Annotated in this window: 15 protein-coding genes; 3 read left to right on the top strand and 12 right to left on the bottom strand. The window is 33.3% G+C overall.

Annotation, left to right across the window (positions count from 1 at the left end; all coding sequences use genetic code 11):
• Window positions 1-231: 231 nt before the first annotated feature.
• Window positions 232-381, bottom strand: a complete 150-nt coding sequence (locus C7954_RS12585; RefSeq protein ID WP_081374651.1) for a nucleotidyltransferase family protein — start codon at window positions 379-381, stop codon at window positions 232-234.
• Window positions 382-395: 14 nt separating this feature from the next.
• Window positions 396-521 (bottom strand): hypothetical protein, encoded by a 126-nt coding sequence (locus C7954_RS14095; protein ID WP_257286635.1) that lies wholly within the window; start codon window positions 519-521, stop codon window positions 396-398.
• A gap of 423 nt (window positions 522-944) precedes the next feature.
• Here C7954_RS14095 and C7954_RS12580 point away from each other — a divergent pair, with 423 nt between their 5' ends.
• Complete coding sequence (locus tag C7954_RS12580) at window positions 945-2,195, top strand: alkaline phosphatase (RefSeq protein WP_134060182.1); 1,251 nt, start codon at window positions 945-947, stop codon at window positions 2,193-2,195.
• Between the two features lie 90 nt (window positions 2,196-2,285).
• On the opposite strand, the gene C7954_RS12575 is transcribed toward C7954_RS12580, so the two are convergent.
• Window positions 2,286-2,831 (bottom strand): site-specific integrase, encoded by a 546-nt coding sequence (locus tag C7954_RS12575; RefSeq protein ID WP_089723186.1) that lies wholly within the window; start codon window positions 2,829-2,831, stop codon window positions 2,286-2,288.
• 458 nt (window positions 2,832-3,289) lie between these two features.
• On the opposite strand from C7954_RS12575, the gene C7954_RS12570 reads away from it, so the two are divergent.
• Window positions 3,290-4,237: a DMT family transporter gene (locus C7954_RS12570; protein WP_073160887.1), complete on the top strand. Its 948-nt coding sequence runs from the start codon at window positions 3,290-3,292 to the stop codon at window positions 4,235-4,237.
• A gap of 84 nt (window positions 4,238-4,321) precedes the next feature.
• Here C7954_RS12570 and C7954_RS12565 read toward each other — a convergent pair whose 3' ends face one another.
• The 7 genes from C7954_RS12565 to C7954_RS12535 form a co-directional block, all read right to left on the bottom strand.
• Window positions 4,322-5,395: a PTS fructose transporter subunit EIIC gene (locus tag C7954_RS12565; RefSeq protein WP_110301058.1), complete on the bottom strand. Its 1,074-nt coding sequence runs from the start codon at window positions 5,393-5,395 to the stop codon at window positions 4,322-4,324.
• Between the two features lie 62 nt (window positions 5,396-5,457).
• The gene (locus C7954_RS12560; protein WP_073160883.1) at window positions 5,458-5,769 is read right to left on the bottom strand and encodes a PTS fructose-like transporter subunit IIB; all 312 of its coding nucleotides are present in this window, start codon (window positions 5,767-5,769) and stop codon (window positions 5,458-5,460) included.
• A gap of 31 nt (window positions 5,770-5,800) precedes the next feature.
• Entirely contained in the window at window positions 5,801-6,253 is a 453-nt protein-coding gene (locus C7954_RS12555) for a PTS sugar transporter subunit IIA (protein ID WP_073160881.1), read from the bottom strand.
• Between the two features lies 1 nt (window position 6,254).
• Complete coding sequence (locus tag C7954_RS12550) at window positions 6,255-8,273, bottom strand: BglG family transcription antiterminator (protein WP_133618266.1); 2,019 nt, start codon at window positions 8,271-8,273, stop codon at window positions 6,255-6,257.
• A 233-nt stretch (window positions 8,274-8,506) separates the two neighbouring features.
• A complete protein-coding gene (locus C7954_RS12545; RefSeq protein WP_073160877.1) occupies window positions 8,507-9,172 on the bottom strand; it encodes an HAD family hydrolase in 666 nt (221 codons plus the stop codon).
• Window positions 9,173-9,265: 93 nt separating this feature from the next.
• Window positions 9,266-10,696: a Na+/H+ antiporter NhaC family protein gene (locus C7954_RS12540; protein ID WP_089656196.1), complete on the bottom strand. Its 1,431-nt coding sequence runs from the start codon at window positions 10,694-10,696 to the stop codon at window positions 9,266-9,268.
• Between the two features lie 202 nt (window positions 10,697-10,898).
• Window positions 10,899-11,066 carry a hypothetical protein gene (locus C7954_RS12535; RefSeq protein WP_208320697.1) on the bottom strand — a complete coding sequence of 56 codons (168 nt, stop codon included), beginning with the start codon at window positions 11,064-11,066 and terminating at the stop codon, window positions 10,899-10,901.
• Between the two features lie 72 nt (window positions 11,067-11,138).
• Here C7954_RS12535 and mgrA point away from each other — a divergent pair, with 72 nt between their 5' ends.
• The gene (gene mgrA, locus C7954_RS12530; RefSeq protein ID WP_089717743.1) at window positions 11,139-12,131 is read left to right on the top strand and encodes an L-glyceraldehyde 3-phosphate reductase; all 993 of its coding nucleotides are present in this window, start codon (window positions 11,139-11,141) and stop codon (window positions 12,129-12,131) included.
• 72 nt (window positions 12,132-12,203) lie between these two features.
• On the opposite strand, the gene C7954_RS12525 is transcribed toward mgrA, so the two are convergent.
• Window positions 12,204-12,422 carry a hypothetical protein gene (locus tag C7954_RS12525; RefSeq protein ID WP_089717742.1) on the bottom strand — a complete coding sequence of 73 codons (219 nt, stop codon included), beginning with the start codon at window positions 12,420-12,422 and terminating at the stop codon, window positions 12,204-12,206.
• Window positions 12,423-12,449: 27 nt separating this feature from the next.
• A partial coding sequence (locus C7954_RS12520; protein ID WP_243833690.1) for an MFS transporter occupies window positions 12,450-12,991 on the bottom strand: 542 nt, incomplete at its 5' end.

Genomic DNA, 12,991 nt, shown 5'->3' with positions numbered 1-12,991 from the left:
TTTTTTTACCTGTCATGCTTTCACCTCCTCACTAATATTATACCATAAACAAAGAGGTTAGACAAACATTTGTTCTTGTTTTTAGAATATTTAATATCTAAATATAATACTTAAAATTCAATACCGTCTTCTCTTTCCTCGGGGCAAGCCCTCGAGGTTTGCGAGCAGACTTTCATTCTATACCGTCTTCTCTTTCCTCGGGGCAAGCCCACGAGGTTTGCGAGCAGACTTTCATTCTATCACAGCCAGATCCAGGTCACTATTTTGATTAAATCTTTCAGTATTAAAAGAACCAAAAATATAGACAGCCGAGATATCATTTCGCTCAGTAAAATAATCTCTGATTTTATTTTTAATTTCTTTTTTATTTTCAGACAGCATAATTTACACCCTCTTTATTTAAACCTGATTATAATCTTAATATCTTCTCTTTCTGCAGCAGCTACCAGCGAAGCATCAGCAAAATCAACAGGTAAATCTTTGACCAATTGATAGGAATCTTTTTCATCTTTTTTTGGCAATATATTTAGTTAAGGTCTCATTAACCAGATAAGTCCTGGTGACATTTTTAGACTCTGCTAATTGATTTAACTTTTTTTAGTGATTCTGGAAGTCTCACACTAATTATCAGCTTCACCACCATAATACTATTGTATTACTAAACTATTTAATTTACAATCTTATAATATGAATTCTTGATTTAAGAGATTTTTTATTAATCAAATAAATTTCACTATTTATTAGAATTTACCACATTTTAACATGCTGGTAATGATTTCGTAATAATTACCTGTAATAATATACTTAAAATAGAAGAATAAAAGAACAGAACTTTTTTTGGGGGTGAAAACAATAAAATTAAATATTCTTAGTTAAACGTGGGGCAAAAAGTAGTTTTAAAACTCACATCCACTTTACTTAATCATCAAAGGGGGAAATATTAGATGAAATTTAAGAAGTCTTTAATATTATTTCTATTTATTTGTTTACTCACAGTTACATCTTTTGCTGCTGTAAATGCAGCTGATGCCAGTACTGCCAAAAATATTATTTTCATGATTCCAGATGGAATGAGCATGGATATTGTAACTGCAGCCCGAATACTTAAAAATGGGCCTGATGGTGAACCTCTGGCAGTGGAAAAACTCAATAATGTTGGTTATATCAGGACATATTCAGCTAATTCTATTGTTACTGATTCTGCTGCTGCCAGTTCTGCTATGGCAACTGGAGAAAAACATAATAATCGCGAAGTAAGTGCCCATTCAGTCAACGGAGAACTTATGGATATCGAAAAAAAGTCTAAAACAATTCTTGAGATTGCTGAGGATTTAAATAAATCTACCGGTCTGGTAGCAACATCTCAAATATCTCATGCTACACCGGCAACCTTTGGAGCTCACGTACCTGTTAGATACGCTGGAGCAGAAATTGCCCGTCAGTATATAGAAGAAACTGAAGTGGACGTGGTGCTGGGTGGAGGAGTCTATGGTACCAGTGATGAATATAATGCTCAGCAGTTTGAAAAATCATATAATAATCTTCAGAGTAATGAAGCAGTGGCAAATTTAGCCAGGGAAAATGGCTATCTGACAGTTAATAATGAGTCAGAAATGAGACTTGCTCAAAATAAAGAAAGTGACAGGATATTTGGCATGTTTACAGCTTATGATGAAGGTAAAACTCCTGAATTATTCAGACTAAATAAATTTGGACTTAAAGACAGTGAAGGTAATGCTTTCCCGAAATATCCAGAAGGAGAACCAACTCTGGCTGAAATGACAGAAACCGCACTTAAAACTCTGGAAAATGATTCTGATGGATTTTTCTTAATGGTGGAAGGATCCCAAATAGACTGGGGAGGACATGATAATGATCTTAACTATGAACTGGCTGAAATGCTGGGCTTTGATAAAGCAGTTGAGACAGTTCTTAACTGGCTTGAGCAAAGTCCTCTGCGTAAATCAGAGACTTTAGTAATAATTGCTCCAGATCATGATACAGGTGGACTTAGAATTGCCGGGCCATATGGAAGTTTAAGCAGCCAGAGTGAAAAAATTGAATCCGGCTGGACCAGTGAAGACCATACTGGAGGCGATGTTCCTACCTGGAGCCAGGGACCAGGTAGTGAGCTTATAGCTCAACCGCTGGATAATACTGATATTTTTAAAATTATGAAAAAAGTAATGCGATAAATCTAAAATAAATTTGAATTTTGATTAATTATTAAGCTCTACCGATTAGGGTAGAGCTTAATTGATTTAAAAGCAAATTTTCATTTTTAGCTAAAGCGTAAAATCTTCTATTGAACTGTCCATTATATCCTGAGTTATTCCAATATAGTCCAGGGTAATACTGGGAGAAGAGTGGTTAAACAGCTTCTGCAGCAGGGCCACATCCTTATTTTTCTGGTAGTGGTGATAACCAAAGGTTTTGCGGGTTGAATGACAGCCAATGTTATCCAGTCCAACTTTGCGACCAGTTTCACTGAAAATCCTGTAGGCCTGAAAGCGGGTTAGTGGCTTATTGGTCCCAATTCGGCTCTGAAAGAGATGCTCTTCTCCCCTCATATTCTGGCAGTAGTCTTCCAGTTCCCGGCGCAGGTTGGAGTTGATCAAAAACCGCTTGTTTTTGGAAGTTTTCTGTTCTCTGATCACAATATGGCTTTTATTGCGCACATCTTCGACCTTCAACTTCAGCATGTCACTGATTCTTAAACCTGTATTAATTCCCAGCACAAAGAGTATATAGTTGCGGTAGCTCTGCTGACGCAAAATATTTTTTATCTCTTCAATTTTATCCTTATCTCTGATCGGCTCAACTTTATTCATGAGCTGCTCCTCTCCTGATTACTTTACTTTCGAATAATTTATTTAGAATTTTGTTCCTATATACTCATTATAGCACTTTTTGTTAGAAATTTTAAGTTAAATTTACTTTTTTTTCTAATTAAAGAACAAAATGTCCTTCGGACAATCTGTAATATAGTAAGGTTAAATTTTGTTGATAGCGGAAATTATGAAACTGTAAATATTATCCACAACAAACCATCAGGTATAATTTCCTGGTATTATATAATGTTGATAGATAAGAAAAAAGGATGAAGATTATGCATAACAGAAGTAAAATAGTGACTTTTGGATTAATTGTATTAATAATAATTTTTAGTAAACTCTTTTAAAGTGAACAGATAACTTGTAAATTAGAACTATATCGAATATAATAGATACAATCTTGTTCTAATAATTTACTATTTTTCTTTAAAATTATTTAAAGGAGCTAAATATAAATGGATATCAAAAAAATTTTTACAGGACGCTGGCAGATTGCTGTTTTAGCAATTAGCGCCTGTTTTCTCTGGGGATCTGCCTTTCCTTCATTAAAAATAAGCTATGCAGAAATTATGCCATTTAATGTTAATGCCTATGATAGAATGATTTTTGCATCTTTAAGGTTTTTTATTGCCTCACTAATGTTATTTTCTATTATTTTAATCAATGGACAAAGAAAAGAGCTATTTAAAATCAAAAAATATTTTTTGCTATTATTAATTCTTGGTGCCATGCAGACCAGTTTGCAGTATTTTTTCTTTTATAATGGTCTTGCTAATACTACAGGTGTTAAAAGCTCGATCATCAGCACCAGCGGAATTTTCATGACTGTTATAGCCTCCCACTTTGTCTATAAAAATGACAAATTAGATTTCAAGAAAAGTATTGGGATTATACTTGGATTTTTAGGAGTGCTTTTTGTAAATCTAAATCGAGGTGAATTAAATGCTGCTTTTCTTTTTGCAGGTGAAGGATTTTTAATAATCTCAGCAGCAATTTCTGCTGCGGCAAGTTTCTTAGCCAAAAAATTAACAGGAAGCTTAAACGCTTTGATAGTAACTGCCTGGCAGATGTTTATGGGTTCCCTGCTTTTATTTACTGCGGCTTCAACCGGCAGCAATTTTAACAGATTAAGCTTTAGTCCAATAAGCGTAGTCTTATTATTTTATCTTGCCTTTATTTCGGCTGCTGCTTTTGCCTTATGGTATACCTTAATCAAATATAATGCCTTAGGTTTTGTCACAATCTATAAATTTATGATACCGGTCAGTGGAGTTTTTCTCTCATCTATTTTACTGCCTGGTGAAAGAATTAATCTTATTATAGTTGCTTCCATGCTGCTGGTTTCCTTAGGCATCATCATTATAAACTATAGACCGGGATTATTAAAAAATAAGTATATTTAACCAAACATAAAAAAACAGTTCCCCCATGTAAACCTATCACAAAAAGGAACTGTTTTTTTATTAGTTATTAAATTTTATTTTCAATTAATTCATATCGAATTCTAATTCCAGATCTTCATCCTCTTTTTCTTTAATGTCATCAGTTTCACTCACCTTGTTTTTTAAGAAATTAACCATAAAGGCGGTAATTAAAGTTCCAACTACAACAGCAACAACAAACATGATTCTATTGTCAACTACTGGTAAAACTATTGGTCCACCATGGGGAGCAGGATCTCCAACTCCAGCCAACATTGCAATAACTGAACCCACTGCAGATCCTGTAACAATTGATGGTATAACCTTAAGTGGATCAGCTGCTGCAAATGGAATAGCTCCTTCTGTAATTCCAATTAAGCCCATAAAGAAAGCACCCTTACCAGCCTGTTTTTCTTCTTTATTATACTTTTGGGGAGCCATCATTGTTGCCAAAGCCATTCCAAGTGGAGGAATACAAATTGCAACTGCAATTGGTCCCATAACTGTATATATTCCCTGCTCAATTAAACCGACACCAAACAAAAATGCTGTTTTATTAACTGGACCACCCATATCAAAAGCTATCATGGCCCCAAGAATAATTCCAAAAATAATTTGACTTCCTTCACTCATAGCTCTCAACCAAGTTGTAAGACCGCCCATCATATTACTAATTGGAATTCCAATAACATACTGCATTAAAGAGCCCACAATAATTGTAGACAAAAGTGGAATAACAAATATCGGCATAACCGGTTTAAGAACCTCAGGTACAGACCAACTTTTAATCCAAGCAGCAATATAACCAGCTAAAAGACCTGCAACAATACCACCTAAAAACCCAGCTCCAATTTGTCCTGCAAGATACCCACCAATCATACCTGAAACAAGACCAGGCCTATCAGCAATAGAATATGCTATGTATCCTGCTAAAATTGGCACCATTAATGTAAAAGCTGCACTACCTAAAGATAATAAGTTTTGTAGAATAGGGTTTGTTACATCGGCTCCTTTACCTGCTTCTACACCACTCAACATAATTGAAAACGCTATTAAAACACCACCAGCAACAACAAATGGAATCATATAACTTACACCAGTCATCAAATGCCCTCTAATTTCTTTTAATTTCTTTTTCATAAATATTCCTCCTCGTATAATATACTTAGTGATATTAACATTAATTAAATTTTAAACTTTATTTATTCCTTAAACTTATCAATTATCTTATCTATAATCTGGTCTGAATGCTTAATTGCTTTTTGAACATCTAATTTAAGTTTAGGTATTCCCTTAAATCTATCTGCCTTAGAGATATTAACATCTGCTGCAATTATTACTGCAACTGCGCTTTCAATATCTTTTTCAGTCAACTCATTTTCAATACCAATTGAACCCTGAGTTTCAACTTTTATTTCTACACCTCTTTTTTTGGCACTTTTTTCTAAAGATTCAGCTGCAAGATATGTGTGTGCAACTCCTGTAGGACAAGCTGTAACTGCTATTATTTTCATAATTTTTCTCTCCTTTTTTTAATGTTTTAATTTAAGCAAATATATTCTGAATAATTGAATTTACTTTTTCCTTATTTTCTGCATTTAAAAGATCTTTCTTAAAGTTATCGTTCAATAAATTTCGGGATAATGTCGATAATATTTTTAAATGTTCATTTCCCTTACTCGCTTCAGGAACAGCAAGTAAAAATACTAATTTAACTTTCTTATCATCAAAGGATTCCCAGTCTATTGCTTTATCTAAACGAGCAAAGGCAACAGCAGCTTTTTTAACTCCTTTTGATTTCCCATGAGGAATTGATATTTCACTCCCCACACCAGTACTTGTCTTATTCTCTCTTGTTAATACAGCTTCTAAATAATCATCATATGAATCCAAATTACCATTTTTCTCAATTAGTTTTGCCATTTTTCTTATTATTTCTTCTTTATTTTTTGCTTCTAAATCTAAACTGATTAAATTGGTATTAATGATTTCATTCATTTTACAACCCCCTTTTAGTTAATAAAGAAATTACTTTTTCTTTAGTTTTTGCCTCTTTTAATTCATTTAAAAACAGTTCATCTTCCATAATTTGATAAAAATAACTAAAAAATTTTCTAGCAATCTGGCTATCAATAGCCAGTAAAAATACAACTTTTACTTTTTCTTCACCCCACTGAATAGCTTCGTTTAAGACTGCAACTGCAACTTTTCTTTGCTTTACATCATTGATTCTGGCATGAGGAATTGCAAGTCCTTTACCTACCTCAGTTGCTGTTATCTTTTCTCTTTCTAAAACTGAATCAATAAATTTTTGATCAACAAAACCTCTTTTTTGAAGTTTCCCACCCAAAAATTCTATTACTTCTTTTGGAGATTCTAAATCTAAATTTGCAAATATTAACTCTGATTCAAATAAATTTTTTAATTCACCGGCAGGAGACATTCTATTGTTAAATTTCGACTTATTAGCTTGAGATGAATAATTGATTTTTTCGTTAATTCTACTCAAATCTGATTCAGACAATATTGGGCTGACAGTAATTACATCTTTTTTGATATTAGATAAAGGAATAGTAGAAATAACTAAATCAACATTATTAAGATCTTTATTATCCAGTTCGTGAGTAGAAAGTATTTCTATAATTTCGATCCGTGGTAAATATTTTTTTATTTTACTGGCAAGTAACTGTGAGGTGCCAACTCCACTACTGCAGACTATTATCACTTTCCAACTCTTAGTAATTCTTTCTACAGCAGCTCCCAGATGCAGAGCTATATATCCAATTTCATCTTCGTTAACTTTTAGATTTAAATCTTCTTGGAATATAATACTGCTGCTCCAGGCGGCACCAAAAATAGTAGGATAATTCTCTTTAATCTCACCTAAAATTGGATTCCTAATACTCAACCCATATTTTAATCTATTAATTGCAGTTCTTAAATGTAAAATTAAACCTAACAATAGTTCTTCATCGGTTTTAAAATTATAGCCAAGAATTTCTTCTGACATTTTTATGATTTTTTGTGCTGCTTCAACTGTCTTAATCTCAGAATTTTTTATTACTTTTTCAACATCTTTCTTTTCTAAATGCTGCTGTAACTTTGACCCTAATATATGAAGAGAAATATATCCTATCTCAGCTTTTGGTAGCTGGTAAGATAATCTTGTTTGAATTTTTTCTGCTATTTTAGTAGCTAAAGCGAATTCTTTTTTATCTTTTAGAAAATTTAATTGTTCATTTTTCATTTTGATATCTTTATTTTTATCTAACCTTTCTAAAGCTATTGCAATGTGAATAACTAATGCTGTTATTGCTTCATCAGTAAAAATGAACTCTGATTCAATCTCGACTTCTTGAATAATTCTTTCCACTTCTTCAAAATTAACATCTCCAAATAATCCTTCTAGCTGATGATAAATATCTTTCCTGCTATTCCTGCTACTTGATTCTTTATCTAATTCATTTTCCAGCATATTTTTTAATTCTTCATTATTTTTCAATTTGACTAATAAATCTGCCACTGCTTTACGCCAATCTTTTTCAGCTCCTTTAACATAAATCCCATAATTTTGTTTTCTTTCTAGGCTAAGATTATACTTTTTTAGCCATTTTTCGATTTGATCAAGATCTTTATAAATTGTTGAACGACTCACAAATAAATTATCTGCCAAATTCTGCATTGTATATTTATCATCCTGATACAGTAAATATTTCAAAATGAACTCTTTTCTTTTTTCAGGTGAAATAGGATCTTTATATCTTTCTAATTTAGAAATTTTTGTAAGTAAATTTCTTCTTGAGTCGGATTTAATATTCAACCAGATACCAACTCCAGGTTTTTTAACTAATTCAATAGACCTTTCTTTAAGCCAAATTTCTAATTGATTTAAGTCATTTCTTATTGTTCGAGCAGAAACATCAAACTGTGAAGCTAAATCTTTAATTGTTATTGATTCATTGATTTTTAATAAAATGGACAATATTTTTCCACATCTTTTATTTGGAAGTGCTAGCATGCTAAATTCTCCTTTTTAAAATAACTTAATTAAGTAATGAGGAAAAAATAATTTTTATCGTCTGCTAAAAGTATAACATTATTATAATTACTATTCTACAGCTTAAAGTTTATAATCATTTCCGTTTCATTGTGGAACTAATAAACTATTAGAAAACAAAAAGACAGCTCAATTAAGAACTGCCATAAATAATTTTGTTGATCTAGGTTAAAAAAGCGTTTTATTTTTAAAAACTAAGCTAAAATTTTATTTAAATTTTCAGGACTATAATCTTCTATTATTAAATCAGCATTAGAAAAATCCTGGCTCTCATCTTGAGCTCGATTAAATGCAACAACACTTGCTCCTGCCTGATGGGCGCCATTGACACCATGTTCTGAATCCTCAATTACCAAACACTCCTCAGGTTTAACTCCTAATTTTTCAGCAGCTTTCAGAAAGATATCCGGAGCAGGTTTGCCATTTTCAATCGAGTTTCCATCTACATAACCTTCCATATATCTTTCAAGTCCGAACCGCTGATAAATATATTTAATCACCGGAGCATAAGAAGAAGAGGCTATGATCATCTGATAGCCGTGCTCCTTAAAAAATTGAAACCAGTGCTCAACATTCGGCATTAATTCCAGATCATCTGCCTCTTTTAATCCCTGATAATAGCTGTGAATATGTTCTTCCATAAAATCCTCTATCTTATAATGTGAAAACTCCTCTTTAACCGGATGCCGTTCCAAAATATCAGTCCAGACATCTCTCAAATTTGCTCCCAGATGACGGTTGTAATCTGCCTGGGTTAAATCAAAGCCATATTTCTCGTAAATTTCATCGTTTACACGTTCATAAATTGGTTCTGAATCAACAATAGTTCCGTCCATATCAAAAATTACCGCTTTAATCATTAATAGTATCATCCTTTATTTAAAATTTATATCTACAGCGACCGTTACAGAACCAAAATTTGGTTCTGTAAACAGTAGGTAAGAAATTACTAGTTACATAATAAATCCGGCTGCTAAATAAAATACAAGTGCTAATGCACCATTAGCCAAGGCATAAGGCAGCTGGGTATTTACATGATCAATATGATCTGAAGCAGAAGCCATTGAAGAAATAATTGTAGTATCAGATATTGGTGAGCAGTGGTCTCCCATAATTCCACCTGAAACTACAGCTCCAATTGTTGGATAAAGTGGTGCTCCCATAGCTACTGCCATCTGGATACCAATCGGCATCATAATTCCAAAAGTTCCCCAGCTGGTTCCAGTTGCAAAAGCCATTAAAGAAGCCATGACAAAGACAATTGCCGGACCAAAGGCTCCGCTAACTCTTCCTTCAACCAAAGATGCCATATATTCTCCTGTTTCTAGATAGCCAATTACATTTCCAATCGCAAAAGCCGTAATTAAAAGTATGGCAACAGGTACAATCGCACCTATTCCCTGATACACATAATCAATATATTCTTTTAGGTTCATAATTCCTGTTAAAACATATAAGAAGCCGGCAAAGGTTACTGCTGTAATTACAGCCCAAAAAACTGAAGTTGAACCTGATCCCTGCAGAATACTTCCCTCACCTGTAATATAAAGTCCGATCGGCATCATTGCTATTAACACTACAATCGGCAGAATCATATTCCACATGTTTGGAATAACTCCCTCTTTGGGCGGGGTAGCAGTTGCCTCCTCGGAAACCATAGGAGTTGCTCCTTTTCTTAAAAGCAGACCTTCTTCTGAAGCTCTTTTTTCTGCCTTGGCCATTGGACCCCAGTCATTACCTGTCATGATATAATAACCAACTGCGATTACTGCAATTATGGAATAAAATTGGAAAGGTATTGATCTGGCAAGTACAGCTGCCGGATTACCTTCGATAACTCCATTTGCAATTTGAACTCCGATAACTCCCATCAGCATTGCGCCCCAGCCGTTAAGCGGTATCAGTGCACAGACCGGTGCCGAGGTTGAATCACAGACATAAGCCAGTTTTTCCCGGGATACCTTAAATTTATCAGTTAGAGGTCGTGCAACAGTCCCGGAGACTAAAATAGTAATTGAGGACTCGATAAAGATAACAAGTCCTGTTATGTAAGCTAACAACAGAGCCCCCCTTTTATCCTTAACTATATTTCTTTTTTTCGTTAGATAATCGATAAAGCCCTGAACTCCTCCTGAGGCAGAAATTACAGTTATTAGTCCTCCCACTAAAAATGAAAACATAATAGTTTTAGTAATCCAGGCTTCAGAAAAGATTGCCACAATTTCATTTAAAGTCATGTTAACCGAGGCAAAAAAAGACCAATCTGTTAAAATCATTGTTCCTGAAAAAATACCTAAAATAAGTGAAATAAAAACCTGTTTAGTAGTTAATGCAAGTAAAATTGCAATTAACGGTGGTAAAATACTTAAAATTCCATATTCCATCTACTTTAACTCCTCCCTTAATTTACGGCTGACATTTTTCACCGTATTTTGTCGAAATATACTCATTATTTATTATTATAGCATATATTTTTTGAAAATAATAATTAAATTAAAGTAATTTACTTAAGTTTTTTTAAAACTGCTGTGATAGAGTAAAAGCCTGCTCGCAAAGCTCTTGGCCTTGCCCCAAGAAGGGGCAATTTTAAATTAAACCAGTAAACTGCCGCCAAAAATATTCAAAAACAACGGTTATAAAAAATACAAATGTTAGATAAATTCCGAGCTTGATTACACTTTTTTTACTATAATCTCCATTTTCTTTACCCATTCCAACTAAAATAATTAATATATTGTAAACCGCTTTGCTCAATTTTTAAGATAATTCTGATATAATATTTTTAGAGATGAAAATTTAGATAAAATTATATTGGGAGGTATTTTGATGCCTTATTTAGCTGATGAAAATCGTTATGAAAAAATGCAGTACAACTATACCGGTAATAGTGGTTTAAAACTGCCGGCAATTTCTTTAGGTTTGTGGCATAATTTTGGTGGAGTTGATACTTTAGAAAACGCCAGGAAAATGCTGCGCAAAGCTTTTGATTTAGGAATTACTCATTTTGATCTTGCCAATAATTATGGACCCCCTGCTGGTTCTGCTGAAGAGACAATGGGGATTTTAATGGAAAAAGATTTTAGACCCTATCGTGACCAGCTAGTTATTTCTTCTAAAGCAGGTTATTATATGTGGCCTGGACCTTATGGAGAATGGGGATCTCGCAAGTATTTAATTTCAAGTCTTGACCAAAGCTTAAAACGAATGGGATTAGATTATGTTGATATCTTTTATCACCACCGTCCGGACCCAGATACACCTTTGGAGGAAACTATAGGAGCTTTAAAACAAATCCAGGATCAGGGAAAGGCACTTTATGTCGGTATTTCAAATTATAATGCTGAACAAACTAAAAAAGCAGTAGAAGTTGCTGAAAATTTGGGAGTTAAATTACTCTTAAATCAGTATAATTATTCTATTTTTGATCGCTGGTCTGAAGAGGATAACCTTTTAGAAACGCTGTCAGATACTGAAATGGGATCAATTATCTATTCACCACTTTCGCAGGGTTTATTAACTGATAAATATTTAAATGGTATACCTGCTGATTCTAGAGCAGCAAAAGAAAGTGGATTCCTTAAAAAAGATAGTATTACAGAAGAAAAATTAGATAAAATAAGAGAGTTAAATAGTATGGCTTCTGATCGGGGTCAAAGCCTATCTCAAATGGCTTTAGCCTGGGTTTTAGATCAGGGAGTTACTTCTGTTCTTGTTGGTGCCAGCAAGGTTGATCAGATCATTGAAAATGTTGGCAGCTTAAAAAACACTGAGTTCAGTAATGATGAACTGGCTGCTATTGAAGCAATTGTGGCTAATTAACTTCAAATTATGAAAAAAGGCTAAAGTCTTATTCAAGGGTTTTAGCCTTTTAAGTTTATTTCAATATTAACCTTAGAAAATATTTATTTCTTTAAATTCTCCTTTTCTTATTTCTGCTGCTAAATCAGTCCCCAATTTGCCAACCCAAAAAGTATCAGCTAGATTATATAAAACCTGCATTGTATTACCGACCATAATTGGCCAGAAGAGTTTAAACAGAGTTTTTGGTATTGAATCATTTAGAATTGCTTCTCTATTATTTAAATTATTTTTCTCTTTTAAATTTTTCACATTAAAATCACCTGGCTTGTAAAATTATTAGGTTCTGCTTTTTAAAACTCCCCGGTCTTTAAAAACTACAAAGACTAAAATCAGAACAGCTGCTGATCCAAAAATTATTGTAACATTAAACATCACTGTCATTCCATAGTTATCAATTAAATAACCACCTAAAAGACTGCCAATAATACCTGCAGCTCCAAAAGCTGACATCATGGCTATACTCTGGGCAGTAGTTTTTAAAGCTGCTGGTGCAACAAGCTTAACATAATAACGGACAGTTACTAAAAAAACTCCAAAAGATAGAGACTGCAGCATGCCAAAAAATAAGAAATAAACAGGCGAAGTTGCTGCAGCTGCAACTATAAATCTGATTAGGTAAAAGAAAGCAGAAAATAAAAGTAAAGAATTAGTCTTATATTTTTCTAGAAAATATTTAGCTGCAAAAAATATAGGTGCTTCACTTAAAGCATTAAAAAAGAACATTTGACGCTCCTCGGGGCAAGCCCACGAGGATTCCTTATTCATAGAACCTAGCCTTTTTACAGTTAATCTCACAAATCTTTCTTTTGTAGCAGATA

Source organism: Halanaerobium congolense (assembly GCF_004366375.1).
Classification (GTDB): Bacteria; Bacillota; Halanaerobiia; order Halanaerobiales; family Halanaerobiaceae; genus Halanaerobium; species Halanaerobium congolense.
The sequence above is the reverse complement of the archived record's forward strand: the minus strand, read 5'-3'. Positions and strand labels throughout refer to the sequence as shown.